This window comes from Arthrobacter sp. ATA002 (assembly GCF_026898095.1).
GTDB lineage: Bacteria > Actinomycetota > Actinomycetes > Actinomycetales > Micrococcaceae > Arthrobacter_B.
In genome coordinates, this window is record NZ_CP114015.1 from 3,331,831 (window position 1) to 3,348,073 (window position 16,243).

Genomic DNA, 16,243 nt, shown 5'->3' on the forward strand with positions numbered 1-16,243 from the left:
CCTATGGAACCAGGGCTCACTCCGCCCGAGGGCTCCGTCGGAAGACCGCGGCCTGAACGGCCAGCAGGATGACAGTTCCCAGCAGTCCGGCAGCGGTCAACGAAGGCCCCAGCGTGTACAGGTTCAGCCGCAGCACTTCGGATTGTGTCTCGGGTATTCCGCTTTCGTCCCACGGCGAAGCGGTGAACCCGAAAAGCCATGCCATCCCCACGGCCAGCATCAGTGCCACCAGAGCCCAGGCCGCCCAGAGGCTCAGATTGCGGCGGTGCACCGCCGGCGGATCAGAAGGACTCTGAGCAAAAACTTCACCGTTAGCCCTGACGGAGTCCGGGTTTTCATCGGAGTCGAGGGACGTTCCCGGCGGCTGAGCGGCTTCAATCCGGCGGCCGCTGCCGTCGTCGACGACTTCCACCCAACTCTCACCGGAGCCGGGTTCGGGCCGGGCATAATGCCGGTAATCCTCTTCGGGCGTGTGCTTGGAATTCCCCATGCGGGGAGCCTATGGCATTGCGCGTGTCCCGGAACACAACACGCGCGTACCCCCGCCGCGCATCTCCGCTTCCGTGACAAACATCGATCCCGCAGCAGTGGCCACTGTGTCACGGCCCCACCCGGCTGCCCTGTGTTGTCCCAGCCGCGTAACGATCCCTGCCTGGCTAGCAGATGCCGCGTTGGGAGACTGAAAGCAGACCCTGCCTGGCCTTCTCGGTCATGGTGTCGGAGATTTCTGCCGGTTCGGCGCAGGTCCTGGAACCGGAGGAACTACACCCGGCTGCTCGAGGTACTGTTCCCCAGTTCTACGGAGGCCTGGGTCCCCAGTTCTACGGAGGCCTGGGCCGAGCAGCGGGCGGTCCGCATCTGATGGCGCTTTCCGTTGCGGCTTGAGGGACACACTGGCTGGTAGGGTCATCCTCGACCGGCACAACCACCATTGGAATGGACCCCCATTGATTACTGACACCGACCCGTTGCTGCCCAACGCCGTAACCGAGATGAGCGCGTACGACCAGCAGGTTTGGGACAGTCTCAATAATCATTGGAAGCGCCGCAGCAACCGCCGGGGCCTGCCGAACTGGGCTAATTCGGCAATTAGTCGCAGCGGTGAAGTAGCGGAAAGCGCCGGGCGGCGGGTAGTAGCTGCCATGCCTGACAGGGTCAGGAACCCATCCACCGTGCCGGCGGCGCGGTGGCTGATGCAGCCACGCGGCCTGCCATTGAAAGTGCGGTCGCCATGCTGGAGTTGTTCAACGCTTGGGCACTTGAGCTCAACGATCCCAAGAGCGTCGAGAAGCTTGCTCGCAAGCGTGGCCTTGATATCAACAGCTTCAGCGAGCTGCGACAGCAAGACCTGAAGGTCTGCGATCGATTGTTGACGCTAAACACCCTCAGGTGGCGGAGCGCCGGCGCTCTCGAAGGCGGAGCGATGGGCGTGCTGGCGATGGTACCGGTCGCGGGAATCCCAGTCGCGATGACGGCAGACATACTCGTCGTTCAGGTGCTCAGTACCTCTATCGCAACCCAGATAGCGTACTCCTACGGCTATGACGCGAAAGACCCCGACGAACAAGCTTTCATCCAGCGTCTCGTTAACAGATCCTTCATGGCGCAGGCAGCAAAAGCCAAACCGATAATGGACGCCGCGAACGCTGCGGGCGCCTTAAAGGGAAGGGTGAGATGGTCCGACAAGCTCCGCACTGATCATCGACTCGTGGCCGTGCTTGAGAAATTGATGAAGCAGCTTGGGCCGGCCGGATCCCGGGTGCCTGTTCAGAGTGTTGCCAAGGTTGTACCCTTCGTCGGTATCCTGATCGGCGCCGGCACCAATGCCACGGTTCTTGGTGCTGTGGCCGCGGACGCCCAGAGGTACTGCCAGACACGTTTCCTCTGCGAGAAATACGGCCTGCGCCTGCCTGCTGCACTTGCAACCGATCCCGTGGACGAGGTTGTAGGTGACGTAACAGCAGGAGCCGGAGGGTCGGCGCGGGGAACTGGAGCATCCGTTCCGATGCCCGACTTCAGCTAACGGGCGGTAAACCCGGGCGCCATCTGCGCCATCTGCGCGGCCGACACGGTATCGCGTGCTGCGGCACCGACACCTATGAGAGTGGCCGACGACGGCCCGCACCAGTCCCCGTAACCCAGGAAAAACAGGGCCGGGCTGTCGGCCGAGCGGGTGGGCAGCGCCGGGTCCGTTGCGGGAACGCCGTTGCGCGTAGTCAGATCCAGGGCCTGCAGGTGCTGCAGATCCGGGCGGAAGCCGGTGCACCAGATAACCACATCTGCATCCAGCTGCTCCCTGTCCTCCCACTGCACCCCGTCAGGGACGAACCGGGAGAACATCGGCCGGGCCCGCAGCAGGCCGGCGTCCCGGGCTTTCCGCACCGCGGGCACGGCCACAATGTCGCCCAGATCGGCGACGCCGGCCGGTGCCGGCTCCCCTGCCGCGAGGGCTCTGACGCGCCGGGTGGCGATGTCGAACAGCGCCCGGCCGTCGACGTCGTCGGGCAGGTAGCGCGGCGGATGCCGGGTCACCCAGGTGACTGCCGCCGCCTGGGCAAGGTCCGCGGCGATCTGCGCTCCCGAGTTGCCGCCGCCCACGACCACCACATTTCGTCCGGCATACGGTTCCGGCCCGCGGTAGTCCGCGGTGTGCAGCTGCTGTCCCGTGAACCGGTTGCTGCCGGGCACCAGCGGAACGTACGGACGGCTCCAGCTGCCGGTGGCGTTGATGACCACCCGGCTGGTCCACTGGCCGCGGTCGGTGTCCGTGAGGTATCCGCCGCCCGTTGCCGCCCGCACGGACGCCACCCGCACGGGTCGGTGCACCGGGAGCTTGTACCGGCCTTCATAGGTGCGCAGATACTGCGCAACGTGGTCTGCCGAGGGGTTGCCCCCGCCCTCCCAACCGGGCATGGGGTAGCCGGGCAGGGAACTGTAGGCAGCCGGGGAAAACAGCTCCAGGCTGCTCCAGTAGTGCTGCCACGCCCCGCCGGTCTCCGGATTGGCATCGAGGATGGCAAAGGATGGCGCCGGCCCGGACCTGCCGGAGGCCTCGTCCCGCCGCAACCGGTTCAAGTAGTAGCCGGCAGCGAGACCGGCCTGCCCTCCGCCGATCACCAGGACGTCGACGTCCTGCAACGGTGCGGCGGGCATCAGGTCCCCTGTGCTGCGGAGCGGCCGTGTTCCAGGCCGGTGGGGATGCCGAGGAACTGCGGTTCGGGCGTGCTGCAGCACGAGGATGCCGTTTCCGCTTCTGCCGTCGTGTCCGCATCCGTGGCACAGCACGACGACGACGCCGGTTCCGGTTCGGGCGTGCCGCAGGGGAGGCAGCCTCCCCGGCCGCGGGTGCCGGCGCCGTGACACAGCAGGAAGCTTCGACCGGTCCGTCAGCCGGTGCATCGCAGCTGCCGCCTAGGTCGGTGGAGCAGACGCCGGTTTCGGGCAGGACGAGCTGTACGTCGTCGGCGGCCTGCTGGTCTCCGGCCAGGGCGGCGGCGATGGAGCGCACCTGCTCGTAGCCGGTGGCCATCAGGAACGTGGGGGCCCGGCCGTAGGACTTCATGCCGACAATATAGAAGTCCTTGTCCGGGTGGGACAGCAGCTTGGCGCCGTGCGGTGCCACGGTGCCACAGCTGTGCAACTCGGGGTCGATCAGTGGACCGAGCTCCCGCGGCGCCTCCACCACGGGGTCAAGGTCGAGCCGGAGTTCGCGCAGCAGGTCCAGATTCGGGCGGAAGCCGGTGGCCGGAACCAGCAGGTCCACGTCCAGCTGCTTCTCGCCGGCCGGCGTGCTGCCGGTGACGGCCAAGGTGTCGGCGGTCTTAAAGCCGGTGATGGTGAAGGAGGTGTGCAGCTCAATCCGGCCGTCCTGCACCAGTGTGCGCAGCCGGCTGCCCAGTGCGCCGCGGGCGGGTAGGCCGTCCAGGTCCCCGCCGCCGTAAACGCCGTTAGCGGAGGCACTGCGGATGACCCAGCTGATCCGGGTACCGGGCTCCTGCTCAGCCAGCTCGCCCAGGGAGAGCAGGGTATTCGCGGCGGAGTGCCCGGCCCCCACCACCAGGATGTGCTTGCCGGCGAACCGGTTGCGGTCGCGGCCGAGTACGTCCGGCAGCGGGCCGGTGATGACCCCGGCGGCAGACGCTTCAGCTTCACCGACGGCGGCCAGCCCGGCCTGCCCCAGCGGGTTCGGAGTGTTCCAGGTGCCGGAGGCGTCGATGACGGCGCGGGCCCGGAAGTCGGTGACGGCGCCGTCGGCATCCTGCACCCGGATCAGGAACGGGGTGGTGTCCCGGCCGCTGGTGCGGGTCTTGTCCAGGCCCCCGCGGCTGACGGCGAGCACCCGGGTGGAGGTGTGCAGCGCGTCGGCGATCGCCGGGACCGCGGCCAGCGGTGACAGGTACTGCTCGTGGAGTTCGGCGCCGGTGGGCAGGGTTTCGGCGTCTGGTTCCTGCCACCCCGTGGAGGCGAGCAGGCGGCGGGCGGCGGCGTCGACGTCGTACTGCCACGGCGAGAACAGGCGAATGTGGCCCCAGGACGCGACGGCCGCCGCCGGGGTGTCGCCGGACTCGAAGATGAGCGGGGTCAGGCCGCGTTCCAGCAGTTCGGCGGCGGCGGCCAGGCCCACGGGTCCGGCACCGATCACGGCGACGGGAAGGTTGGACATCTCGGTGTTCTCAGGCATGGGTGTTCTCCTCTAGGCGTGCCCGGGCAGCAGGTCAGCGATCAGGTCTTCGATCCGGGCCTTGATGTTGTCGCGGATGGGCCGGACCGCTTCCACACCCTGCCCGGCGGGGTCCTCGAGTTTCCAGTCCTCGTAGCGTTTGCCGGGGAAGATCGGGCAGGCGTCGCCGCAGCCCATGGTGATCACGACGTCGGATTCCTGCACGGCCTCGGTGGTGAGGATCTTGGGCAGTTCGGCGGACATGTCGATGCCGTCCTCGGCCATCGCGGCCACAGCGGCGGGATTGACGGCGTCGGCGGGTGCGGAGCCGGCGGAGCGGACCTCGACCCGCCCCTCCCCCAGGCTGCGCACGTAGGCGGCGGCCATTTGCGACCGGCCGGCGTTGTGCACGCAGACGAACAGGACGGAGGGCTTGGCTTCGGCGGTTTCGGAGGTGCTCATCGGTTTGTCATTTCTGGAGAGGCGGGTGCGGCTGCGGGCCAGTACTTCTTCTGCGCCCGGAGAGCCACGTAGACCAGGGCGACCAGGACGGGAACTTCGATCAGGGGTCCGACGACGCCGGCCAGCGCCTGCCCGGACGTCACGCCGTAGGTTCCGATCGCCACGGCAATGGCCAGTTCAAAGTTGTTGCCGGCAGCCGTGAACGCCAGCGTGGTGGTCCGGGGATAGCCCAGATTCAGGAGTTTGCCCAGGACCATCCCGGCACCAAACACCACCACAAAGTACACCAGCAGCGGCAGCGCGATCCGCGCCACGTCCAGCGGGTTCGAGGTGATTTCGTCCCCCTGCAGGGCGAACAGCAGCACGATGGTGAACAGCAGTCCGTACAGTGCCCACGGGCCGAGCTTCGGCAGGAAGGTACCCTCGTACCAGTCGCGGCCGCGGGCCTTTTCGCCCAGGGTGCGGGTGAGGAAGCCGGCCAGCAGCGGGATGCCCAGGAAGATCAGGACGCTGGCCGTGATGGCCCAAAAGGAGAACTCCACGCTGGTGGTTTCCAGGCCCAGCCAGCCGGGCAGCACCTGCAGGTAGAACCAGCCCAGGGCGCCGAACGCAAGGACCTGGAACACGGAGTTGACGGCCACCAGGACGGCGGCCGCTTCGCGGTCCCCGCAGGCCAGGTCGTTCCAGATCATCACCATGGCGATGCAGCGGGCCAGGCCCACAATGATCAGCCCGGTGCGGTATTCGGGCAGGTCCGGCAGGAAGATCCACGCCAGGACAAACATAAACGCCGGTGCGGCCACCCAGTTCAGCACCAGGGAGGTGACCATCAGCTTCCGGTCCGCGACCACCCTGCGGGTTTCGTTGTAGCGGACCTTGGCCAGCACCGGATACATCATCACCAGCAGGCCGACGGCGATGGGCAGCGACACATTGGCCACCTTGAGCGAGTCCAGGGCCGGTCCGATGCCGGGAACCAGACGGCCCAGCAGCAGGCCGGCAGCCATGGCGGCAATGATCCACACCGGCAGGAACCGGTCCAGGGTCGAGAGCCGGGCGGTAACCTGGCCGGTGTCGGATGGTGCGGGGGCGCTCACGCGGCTCCTCTGGGAGGTTGAGTGGGGGGTCATGGAAACCGGACGACCAGGCCTGCGGCTGAACCGGCAGGCATCGAGGCATATCGATATCCTTCGATACTGAGTATTCGCTCAGACATCGACGTCTGTCAATCCAGGTGCATAATGGACGGGTGACCACCGCTCCCACAGCTCCCGATCCCGTCGCAGAGGCCTGCTGCACGCCGCTGACGTCCGAGCCGCTCAGTGTCGAGGATGCCCAGCGGTTCGCCCAGCTGCTCAAAGCCGTGGCGGAGCCGACGCGGCTGCGCCTGGTGTCCCTCATTGCCGCCCAGGAGAACAAGGAAGCCTGCGTCTGCGATCTCACGGAACCGGTCGGCCTGGGCCAGCCCACGGTGTCGCATCACTTGAAGATCCTGGTGGACGCCGGCATCCTGCACCGCGAAAAGCGCGGCGTGTGGGCCTACTACTCCATCGTCCCCGGGGCCCTGGAACGGGCCGCCGCTGTCCTTGCTCCCCGATAGTGCGGCCAAGGCCGAAACCACTGCGGCAGTTTAGGCTGGAACCGTGAACCCGATGCGTCTTACAGGGACGATGGAACGGCACCAGATTCCCCTCTACCTCCTGGCGATCGCCGCCGGCGGCCTGTTCGGCTGGCTGCTGCCGACAGCCGCGGGCACGCTGGAAACCGCGACCAACCCCGTGCTGGGGCTGCTGCTGTTCGCCACGTTCCTCGGCATACCGTTCGCGAAGATCGGGGCGGCGCTGCGCGACGGCCGGTTCATGGCCACGGTAATGGTGCTGAACTTCCTCATCGTGCCGGCCATCGTCTTCGGACTCTCCCGCTTCGTGGCTAATGACCAGGCCCTGCTTATCGGGGTCATGTTGGTCCTGCTCACCCCCTGCATTGACTACGTCATTGTCTTCTCCGGGCTGGCCGGCGGCGCCAGCGACCGCCTGCTCGCGGCGGCTCCGCTGTTGATGCTCACGCAGATGCTGCTGCTGCCGCTCTACCTGCTGATCTTTGTCGGCCCGGACCTCGTGTCCGTGATCGAACCGGGACCGTTCGTGGAGGCCCTGGTCCTTCTGATCATCATTCCGCTCGCAGCGGCAATGCTCGTCCAGCGGTGGGCCCGCCGTGCCCGGGCGGCGCGCCGTGCTGCGGCGCTGATGCACAACCTCATGGTTCCCCTCATGATGCTGACCCTCGCCGTCGTCATCGGTTCCCAGATTGCCGGCGTGGGGCAGCAACTCCGCTCACTGCTGGCGGTTGTCCCGCTCTATGCCGCGTTCCTGGTTCTCATGGTCCCCATGGGGCTGCTCGCTTCCCGCATCATGCGGCTGGACGCCGGGAGCACGACGGCCGTGGTGTTCAGCGGTGCCACCAGGAATTCGCTCGTCGTCCTGCCCCTGGCTTTGGCCCTGCCCGAGTCCCTGGCGCTGGTGGCCCTGGTGGTCGTGACCCAGACACTCGTTGAGCTCATCGGGATGGTCATCTACGTCAAGGTGCTGCCCGGGCTCATTCGGCGGCCTGCCGCCGGTGCGGGCGCCGCCGGTGCGGCCGGTGCCGCCGGTGCCGCCGGTGCCGCCGGTGCCGCCGGTGCCGCCGGTGCCGCCGGAGTCCGGTCACGCGGCCTGCCCGGCAACTAACGCCGGTTCAGCCGGGAACGGCATCCCCGGCAATCTCCGGAACGAGCCGCTCCGGCCGGAACGGAGCCAGCATGGGATGCCGCCGGCCGGTGAGGATTTCCGGGCCAGCAGCTCGCCGGCGATCAGCCCCAGTGTCGCTCCGGAATGGGTGAACGCCACGTGGCAGCCGGGCAGGGCTGCGAGCTCCCCGAGGACGGGAAGGCCGTCGCCGGGCACCGGCTTCAGCCCGATCCGCCAGCTCTGCGGCACCAAGCGGGGATGCCCGGCCAGCAGCGCGGAGGCCTCATCCACCAGATCCAGCACCACCTGCGGATCCACGGACCAGCCGCCGTCGTCGTCGGGGGTGATTTGCTCCAGATACCAGGTGGAATCCATCGCCAGCCGGGAGCCCGGATGCGGCCGCAGGGACACCCGCGGAGTGTTCAGCACCGCTTTAAGGCTGTGGGCCTTGGGCTCGGTGACCACCAGCATCGCCGGGTCCGATTGATCCGGCAGCGTGACTCCGAGCGGCCCGAGGACGGCCGGGGTGCCCGCGCCGGCGGCCAGCACGACGACGTCGGCCCGGTACAGTCCGGCGGCGGTGCGGATTCCGGCGGCGGCTCCGGCCTCCACTTCGACGCTGGCCGGACCGGCGGCAGTGACCAGGATTCCGCCGCGAAGCGCGAACTCGCGCAACAAATGCCGGATCAAATGCGGGAGACTCACCCAGCCTTCGCCCGGGTTGAACAACACCTCCGGCGGCAGGGCCGCAGGGTCCAGGCCCGGGACCAGGTGCGGGATTTCCGCGGCCGGCACCAGCCGCGCGTCGTACCCCTGGTCCGTCTGCGCCGCGCACCGTTCGGCGAGCGCGGATCCGACCCCGGACTGCGGCTCCCCGGCTGTTGCCGCCGGTCCGTCCCAGTAGATCCCGCCGTCGAACCGGAGCCAGTCGAGGTCCGGATGCCGGGCCAGCAGGGTGCGGTAACGGTCCATGCCGGCCACCCGCAGCCGGTGGTATTCCGGCAAAAAGCCGCCGCCGGAGTTCAGCCAGGACAGCGAGCGCCCCGACGCCCCGCTGGCCGGATGCGCCTCCGTTACCAGGGTGACCCGGGCGCCTCCGCGCAGCAGCTCCACGGCGGTGGACACCCCCAGGATCCCGCCTCCAAGCACGGCGGCTTCCGGTCCCGAGCCCGGCTGCCCGGAATCCCCGGGACCGCCGGAAGCCCCGGAATCCTCGAAGACCACGGGAGGATTTGTCACCGGCCCCTCAGATCTCGCCAAGCGCCATTTGGGCCGCCAGGTATTCGGCCTGCCGGATGGCCAGCGCCACGATGGTCAGCGTGGGATTGGCGGCGGCTCCGGTGGTGAACTGGGAGCCGCCGGAGATGAACAGGTTGGGCACGTCATGGGTCTGGCCGAAGCCGTTGCATACCCCGTCCTCCGGCCGCGAACTCATCCGCGCGGTGCCCATGTTGTGGGTGGAGGGGTACGGCGGAGTCCGCACCGCCGACGTCGCGCCCGCCGCCTCATAGAGGGCCGAGCCCTGCCCGTACCCGTGTTCGCGCATGGCGATGTCGTTGGGGTGGTCGTCGAAGTGCACGTTGGGCACCGGCAGCCCCAGCGGGTCGGTGACGGTGGTGTTCAGGGTGACCCGGTTGGTTTCCTGCGGCATGTCCTCGCCCACGATCCACAGCCCGGCCGTGTGCCGGTAGCCGTCCAGGATGGCCGCGAAGCCCGGGCCCCAGGCGCCGGGGTCCACGAAGGAGGCCAGGAACGCCGGGCCCAGCGAAATGGTCTCCATGTAGTAGCCGCCGGCGAACCCGCGGTCGGTGTCGTGCCGGGACTCGTCCGCAATCAACCCGGCCATGGTTTCCCCGCGGTACATGTGCACCGGGGACCCGAACTGCGCGTAGACCGACCCGGTGGTGTGCCGCATGTAGTTCCGGCCCACCTGGCCCGAGGAGTTTGCCAGCCCGTCCGGAAACAGCGGCGAGCCCGACAGCAGCAGCAGCCGCGGCGTTTCAATCGCGTTGCCGGCGACCGCCACCACGCGTGCCTTTTGGTGGTGCAGCTGCCCGCCGGCGTCGGCGTACACCACCCCGTCCACGCGGCCCTCCGGGGTTGAGGTGATTTGCACGGCCTGGCTCTCCGGCCGCAGATCCAGCCGGCCGGTCTTCAGCGACTTCGGGATTTCCGACACCAGGGTGGACCACTTGGCGCCGGATTTATCACCCTGGAAGTTGAAGCCGTCCTGCACCGAAGCCGGCCGGCCGTCATAGGGCTCCGCGTTGGTGGCATACGGGCCGGTGGCAAAGTGCCGGTAGCCGAGTTTCTCCGCGCCGTGGGCGAACACCTTGTAGTTATTGTTGGCCGGCAGCGGTGGACGGCCGTGGACATGGGTGGACCCCATCTTCCGCTCCGCGCGGTCGTAGTACGGTTCCAGATCCTCCAGGGTCAGCGGCCAGTCGAGCAGGTTCGCACCGTCGATCCGGCCGTAGACGCTGCGGGAGATGAACTCGTGCGGCTTGAACCGCGGCGTGGCTCCGGCCCAGTGTGTGGTGGTTCCGCCCACGGCCTTGACGATCCACGCCGGCAGGTTCGGAAAATCACGGGCAATGCGCCAGCTGCCGGAGGTGGTGCGCGGATCAAGCCACGCCATCTGGTTGAACGCTTCCCACTCGTTGTTCACATAGTCCGAGTTGGTGAGGAACGGCCCGGCCTCAAGCAGCACCACCTTTAATCCCTTTTCCACCAGTTCGTGGGCCAGCGTGCCGCCGCCGGCGCCGGAGCCGATGACGACGACGACGGACTCGTCGTCGAGCTCAAAGCGTGCCGACGCGGCCAGCGGATCCGCCGACCCCGTGAAACTGCGAATCTGCCCGCTCATTGACTTCCTCCTCCGCGCTGCTTCGGTGCCTGCGCTCCGGTGCCCGATTCCGGTGCGGGTCCGGCCGCCCGTGCCGCTGCCGAGCCTGCCGCGGCGTCGCGGTCCGGTGCGCTGTCCGCGCTGCCGGCGGCGGCGTCGCTGCCGGCTCCCGGTGTTCCCGGCCGCTGCCCGGGGCCCGCCACCGGATACGGCAGAGGACCGGTATCCGGGACGTACCCCTCGGGTGCCTCGATCCGGGGCGTCGGCAGCCAGTCCAGGTCGTCGAAGCCGCGGTTGAGGTAGCCGCCCTTGTCGAAGGACGGCCCTTCGTAGCCCAGCACCTCCCACACCTGCGGATCGTCGTAGAGGTTCAGGACGGTGGTGCGGCGGATGAAGCCGAAGAACTCCAGGTCGGACACCCGGCGCAGCACCGCGAGCGCCCGTTCGTCCGAAAGTTCCAGGAACGGTTCCGCCGACTGGGCGCCCAGCGCGATCAGCCCCTGGGTCAGGACCACCCGGAACCAGGTGGAGGCGTCCGCTTCGGTCACGATGCGGTCCGTCATCCGCTCGTAGGCAGCGTCGGGAAAGTCCGGATGGGGAAAGGCTGTCCGGATGATCCGCTTCAGGATGGCCCGCGCTTCGGGCGTGAGGTTGGTTTCGTTCAGGGTGGGATATTTCGCGGGATACGTCACGATGCCCTTCTTCCTGCCGGCGGGATGAGGATGCCGCGGCCGGTGAGCTTGCCGGCGTCGAGGTCGTGCATGGCCTGGACCGCGTCGTCGAGGTCATAGGCCGTGGTGTGCAGGGAAATGTCGCCCTGGGCGGTGAGCGTCATGAGTTCCACCAGGTCCTGGTAGGTGCCCACCAGATTACCCACCACGGAGATTTCCCGGGAGATCAGTTCGATGGTGGGAATCCGCACCTCGCCGCCGTAGCCGATGGCGTAGTAGCTGCCCCGGTTCCTGAGCATCTCCAGTCCCTGCGCCTCGGTGCCGTGTTCGCCCACGAAGTCGAAGACGACATGCGCTCCCCCGCCGGTCGCTTCCCTCAACGCGTCGGTGTCCGGGCTCCGCAGCACCGTGTCCGCGCCCAGGGAGGCGGCCAGATCCAGGGCCGCTTCCGAGGTGTCGATAACGGTGATGTCCGCGGCGGTCAGCGCTTTCAGGGACTGCACGCCGATGTGCCCCAGTCCGCCGGCGCCGATGACCACGGCCTGCGTGCCCGGATACAGCAGCGGGACTGCCTTGCGGACCGCGTGGTAGGCGGTCAGGCCGGCGTCGGCCAGGGCCGCGATGTCGGCCGGCTGCAGGGAGGGATCGAGCTTCACGACGGCGCGGGCGTTGGTCTTGAGCTGTTCGGCCATGCCGCCGTCGGTGTTCAGCCCCGGAAAGGAGGCGTTTTCGCAGTGCGAGTCCTGCCCGGCGCGGCACGGGGCGCAGAGCCCGCAGGTCACCAGCGGATGCATGATCACGGTGTCCCCCGGCACCACATTGGAAACGGCGGAGCCGACCTCGCGGACCCAGCCGGCGTTTTCATGGCCCAGGATGTATGGCAGCCGCGGATGCTGGATCGCGTCCCACTGCCCCTCGATCACGTGCAGGTCGGTTCGGCAGAGCCCGGCCGCCCCCACGTCAACGATCACATCCCACGGACCGGTAATCTTCGGCTCAGGCACCTCGTCAAGATGCGGATCCTCACCGTAACGGTGCACCCGGACAGCTTTCACGCCGCACTTCCTTCTTCGTTGAATTCCGTCAGCCGTTGGCCCCCAGTCTTATCCGGCCCGGCCGTGCGGGTCAACGGTGCCGGGTCCGGGGATGCCGGTGCGGGCTGCCCCCGACGGGTGCGGGGACGCCGGGTGCGGGGACGCCGGGTGCGGGGATCCGGGGCCACCGAGTGTCGGGAAAACGCCTCTTCCCTCCACCGAGTGTCGGGAAAACGCCCCTTCCCTCCACCGAGTGTCGGGAAAATGCCGTTGCGAGGGCGGTTTGAGTGCATCGTCGCGTCACTCGACCGGGGAGAGGTGCACCATCGCGTCACTCGACCGGGGAGAGGTGCACCATCGCGTCACTCGACCGGGGAGAGTGCACCATCGCGACACACGACCGGGCAAAGCCGCGACATCGCGACACTCGGGCCGTGGGCCCTCAAACCCCGCACGCCATGCCAGGCCCGTCTCCTACGGGGCAACGAATCCCAACTGCTTGTCCACGACATTCGCCAGCGGCCGTCCGGCCTTCCACGCTGCGAGGTTGTCCGCGAACTGGCGGGCCAGCGCCGGCAGCTGATTCTGCGAATCCCCGGACAGGTGCGGGGTGATCAGCACGTTCTCCAAACCCCAGAGCCTGCTGTGCTCCGGCAGGGGTTCGGTCTCGAACACGTCCAGTGCCGCACCGGCGAGGCTTCCGCTGAGCAGCGACTCCTCCAAGGCGGCCTCGTCGGCCAGGGCACCGCGGCCCACGTTGATGAGCACCGCCGTCGGCTTCATGGCCGCAAGGACGCTGCGGCCGAGCATTCCGCGGGTGTCCGGCGTCAGCGGCGCCGCCAGGACCACATAGTCGTACGCGCCGGCCACCGCGGCAAAATCGGCGCCCGCGTGGATGACGCCGAAGTCGGCATCTCCGCTGCGGGCGGTGCGGCCCAGACCGTCCACGCGCAGGCCGACGGCGGTGAGCAGCCGAGCGGTGCACCGCCCGATGCTGCCCGTCCCCGCCACCAGCACGGACGCGCCGGCAAGATCCGCGGTGGCGTAGTGCCGCCACTGCCGCTGGCGCTGCTGGGCGGCGGCGCGGCCAAAGTCCTTTGCGAAATGGAGCATAGCGCCGAGTACGTGTTCTGCCATCGGCCGGTCGAAAATGCCGCGCGCGTTGGTGAGGACGACGTCGGAGTCCACCAGTTCGGGGAACATCAGCTTGTCCACACCGGCGGCGGGAACGTGAATCCAGCGCAGGGAATCCGCGGCCGGCCAGGCCCGCCGCACGCCGTCGGCGAAGTAGTCCCAGAGGTAGAGAATGTCCGCTCCGGCCAGCGCTTCGGGCAGTCCGGCGTCGTCGGTCACCCGGACTTCGGCCTCCCGCTGGAGCTCTTCCAGGCCCATAAGGGGGCGGTTTCCGGCAAGGACGGTGAGGACGGGCTGGGAATTCATGCCCCCAGCCTAGCCAGAGAACCACAAGAACCGGCCGGCGCGGGATGCGCCGGCCGGTTCCTCTGTCCTGCCTATGGTGATGCGGGTTCTGCGCCGCGTGTTATTTCTCGACGAAATCCAGCGTGTAGTCGACTTCTTCGCCGCTGCCGGTTCCCTTGACCAGTTCCAGCTCCATGGTGTGCACCTTGCCATCATCCGGAACCGGGATCACCACCGTTTCCACCGTGTTGCCGACCGGGACGGTGTATTCCTTGCCGTCCAGCGTCGCCACGAGGCTGCCGGGCTCGTCCCATTCGGAGTAGCTGCCCCTGGCCTGAAGGACGAGTTCGACGTCGTTGCCCTTGGGCACCTCGATGATCAGCTCTTCCGTGGGCCCGGGGTAATCGTCCAGGGTCAGGTAGCCGTACTCCTCGCCCGGATAGTCGTTGATCATCGGCGGTTCCACGACTCCCTCGAAGGTCATCGTTGCGGAGTAGTCCACGCCGTTGCCGTCGCTGGCGAACTTGTCGGCCCAGTCCTCGCCCGCAAAGACCACCACTTTGTATTCTCCGGCCGGAGTTTCCTCCCGCTGGTAGTCGTCGGAGGAGGTGATCGTTTCCTTGCCGTCCGGGGAGTAGACGGTCAGGCTGCTGTACTCGTCGGTGCTGTCCAGGATCACGTCTTCATCCAGCTCCAGCTTCATGACGGCGTAACCGGCGGAGTTGAACTTGAGCTCGGTGTCCTCGCCGAGCACCAGGGTGCCGGCGGTGTCCTCGCTGCGGGCCAGGTCCAGCATCGCCAGGGCCTGCTCGCGGGTGATGGAATCCAGCCACTGCAGGGTCCAGTCGGTGGTGGACTCCATGACGCTGACCTTCCAGCCGCCGTCTTCCTTGAGGGTGGTCAGGCCCAGCGGCGGAAGCGCGCGCACCACGGCGTCACCGTCGACGTCGCCCTCCAGCATCACGTACCCGGACTTTCCGCGGCACATTTCATCCGAGCCTTCAAGCTCCATGCAGTCTGCGGTCACCCGCAGGCTGTCCCCTTCCACGTCCGCTTCCAGGGTCTCCACGGTGGCCCGGCCACGGTCGCCATCCTGATCGGTATCCTTGAACGTGTTGGTGGTGACCTGCAGATCGACGTCCGATCCGCCCTCCATCGCCTCGTTCAGCGCACGGCCGTAGTAGTGGACGGCGTTGCCTTCGTAGCTGACGAGGTAATTGCCCAGGTCGGTGAACTTTCCGCTCTGCACAATTCCGGGCACGGCGCCGATCAGGTCCTGCGCTGCTTCCGCCGGCGAACCGGCGCCGTCGGTGGCTTCGGGCAGGCTGCCCCGCTCGTTGCCCATGGACTGGGTCACGAACTCCAGTCCGGTGTAGAGCGGGCTGAGGTACCAGCGGCCGCCGTCCTTGACCGCGGCCATCAGCAGCGGATCGCCGTCGAGGCCCAGTTCGGAAAGCTCCGTGGTTTCATCCACCGGGTCCATTTCCCCGGCAGCCTCCAGCGCGGAGCGGATGGCACCCGTGGTCTCTTCCGGGTCCATCTGCACCCGGACGCTGCCGGAGGAAAACGCCATGACGGCCAGCTGGTCATCCACCTCGGTGATGTCCGGTTCCACGTTCTCAAAGGTGACGGTGATGCCGTCGAAGCTGATGTCGTCGTCCATGTCCTCCAGGTCTTCGCCCACCTTGTTGGCCGCCTCGAGGATGCCGAACTCCTCAACCTTCTCGGTGAGGCCTTCCCGCAGCCGGTTGAGGGATTCGCGCTCCGCCGGAGCGACCATGGTGACCAGACCGATTCCGTCCTTGGCCTCCACGGACTCGATCAGCTTTTCCGCGACCTGTTCCGGCGAGCCGGCACCGCCGCGGATCATGTTCTGGATGAAGAGGAAGGCGCCTACCCCCACCACGACCAGGACGACGGCGAGGGAGGCCAGCACGATCGTCTTGCGGCTGGGCTTCTTCCGCGGTTCCCCGTCCCCGTTAGCTGCGGAACCGGGCCCTCCGCCCGAACCGCTGCCGCCGGATCCGTCGCCCGAACCGCTGCCGCCGGCGCCGTTGCCGGAAGACGGGGTGATGACGGTGGGTGCTCCGGCGGCGGGGGGTTCGGCGGCCGGGGGCACGGGAGCGCGCGGGGTCTCCGCCGTAGAGTTCTCCGCGGCTGTGTCCTGCCCGGTCAGGTTCTGCGCGTCGGACTCGCTGCCGGGAAGCGGCGGCGGCGCAGCGGCGGATTCCGCCTGCTCGCGGCCCTCTCCAACCGGGCGCCGGCAGTTGCCGCAAAAACGCCATTCCGGCTGCAGCTGGGCGCCGCAGGACATGCAGTAATTCATTAACTTCCCCCCAAGTCGTCGGGGAGGTTTGCAGTGCAATATCCCCCCGGAAATAACAACGCAATTACCGGATTCTAACATGTCAGCGAAGGATGGTTCG

Annotated in this window: 13 protein-coding genes and 1 pseudogene; 3 read left to right on the plus strand and 11 right to left on the minus strand. The window is 67.9% G+C overall.

All coding sequences use genetic code 11. The features are described from left to right. Positions 1-16 precede the first annotated feature (16 nt). Positions 17-490, minus strand: coding sequence for a hypothetical protein (locus tag OL239_RS16450; RefSeq protein ID WP_268909802.1), 474 nt, complete (start codon positions 488-490; stop codon positions 17-19). 741 nt (positions 491-1,231) lie between these two features. Between OL239_RS16450 and OL239_RS16455 the strand changes: the two genes are divergently transcribed. Continuing rightward, on the plus strand, positions 1,232-2,023 hold the full coding sequence (locus OL239_RS16455) for an EcsC family protein (protein ID WP_268909803.1): 792 nt from the start codon (positions 1,232-1,234) through the stop codon (positions 2,021-2,023). On the opposite strand, the gene OL239_RS16460 is transcribed toward OL239_RS16455, so the two are convergent. From OL239_RS16460 to arsB, 4 genes and pseudogenes are all read right to left on the minus strand, one after another. Next, positions 2,020-3,153 carry an ArsO family NAD(P)H-dependent flavin-containing monooxygenase gene (locus OL239_RS16460; protein WP_268909804.1) on the minus strand — a complete coding sequence of 378 codons (1,134 nt, stop codon included), beginning with the start codon at positions 3,151-3,153 and terminating at the stop codon, positions 2,020-2,022. The two genes, OL239_RS16455 and OL239_RS16460, sit on opposite strands and share 4 nt — an antisense overlap. Before the next feature lie 235 nt (positions 3,154-3,388). Next, positions 3,389-4,681 (minus strand): annotated as a pseudogene (locus OL239_RS16465) (FAD-dependent oxidoreductase); the annotation flags it as partial. Positions 4,682-4,693: 12 nt separating this feature from the next. After that, the gene (locus OL239_RS16470) at positions 4,694-5,122 is read right to left on the minus strand and encodes an arsenate reductase ArsC (RefSeq protein WP_268909805.1); all 429 of its coding nucleotides are present in this window, start codon (positions 5,120-5,122) and stop codon (positions 4,694-4,696) included. Beyond that, positions 5,119-6,252 (minus strand): ACR3 family arsenite efflux transporter, encoded by a 1,134-nt coding sequence (arsB, locus tag OL239_RS16475; RefSeq protein ID WP_268909806.1) that lies wholly within the window; start codon positions 6,250-6,252, stop codon positions 5,119-5,121. Before arsB ends, OL239_RS16470 begins: the two co-directional genes overlap by 4 nt. A gap of 119 nt (positions 6,253-6,371) precedes the next feature. On the opposite strand from arsB, the gene OL239_RS16480 reads away from it, so the two are divergent. Continuing rightward, positions 6,372-6,722, plus strand: coding sequence for an ArsR/SmtB family transcription factor (locus OL239_RS16480; RefSeq protein WP_268909807.1), 351 nt, complete (start codon positions 6,372-6,374; stop codon positions 6,720-6,722). A gap of 70 nt (positions 6,723-6,792) precedes the next feature. After that, complete coding sequence (locus OL239_RS16485) at positions 6,793-7,848, plus strand: arsenic resistance protein (protein WP_268909808.1); 1,056 nt, start codon at positions 6,793-6,795, stop codon at positions 7,846-7,848. Here OL239_RS16485 and OL239_RS16490 read toward each other — a convergent pair. The 6 genes from OL239_RS16490 to OL239_RS16515 form a co-directional block, all read right to left on the minus strand. Further along, positions 7,825-9,087 (minus strand): NAD(P)/FAD-dependent oxidoreductase, encoded by a 1,263-nt coding sequence (locus tag OL239_RS16490; RefSeq protein WP_268909809.1) that lies wholly within the window; start codon positions 9,085-9,087, stop codon positions 7,825-7,827. The genes OL239_RS16485 and OL239_RS16490 overlap by 24 nt on opposite strands. Before the next feature lie 7 nt (positions 9,088-9,094). Continuing rightward, positions 9,095-10,714 (minus strand): GMC family oxidoreductase, encoded by a 1,620-nt coding sequence (locus OL239_RS16495; RefSeq protein ID WP_268909810.1) that lies wholly within the window; start codon positions 10,712-10,714, stop codon positions 9,095-9,097. After that, positions 10,711-11,385, minus strand: a complete 675-nt coding sequence (locus OL239_RS16500) for a hypothetical protein (protein WP_268909811.1) — start codon at positions 11,383-11,385, stop codon at positions 10,711-10,713. The genes OL239_RS16495 and OL239_RS16500 overlap by 4 nt, the downstream gene beginning before the upstream one ends. Further along, on the minus strand, positions 11,382-12,419 hold the full coding sequence (locus OL239_RS16505) for an NAD(P)-dependent alcohol dehydrogenase (RefSeq protein ID WP_268909812.1): 1,038 nt from the start codon (positions 12,417-12,419) through the stop codon (positions 11,382-11,384). Before OL239_RS16505 ends, OL239_RS16500 begins: the two co-directional genes overlap by 4 nt. Positions 12,420-12,872: 453 nt before the next feature. Continuing rightward, the gene (locus tag OL239_RS16510; RefSeq protein ID WP_268909813.1) at positions 12,873-13,838 is read right to left on the minus strand and encodes a D-2-hydroxyacid dehydrogenase; all 966 of its coding nucleotides are present in this window, start codon (positions 13,836-13,838) and stop codon (positions 12,873-12,875) included. 100 nt (positions 13,839-13,938) lie between these two features. Next, positions 13,939-16,143: a zinc ribbon domain-containing protein gene (locus OL239_RS16515; protein ID WP_268909814.1), complete on the minus strand. Its 2,205-nt coding sequence runs from the start codon at positions 16,141-16,143 to the stop codon at positions 13,939-13,941. Positions 16,144-16,243: the final 100 nt, after the last annotated feature.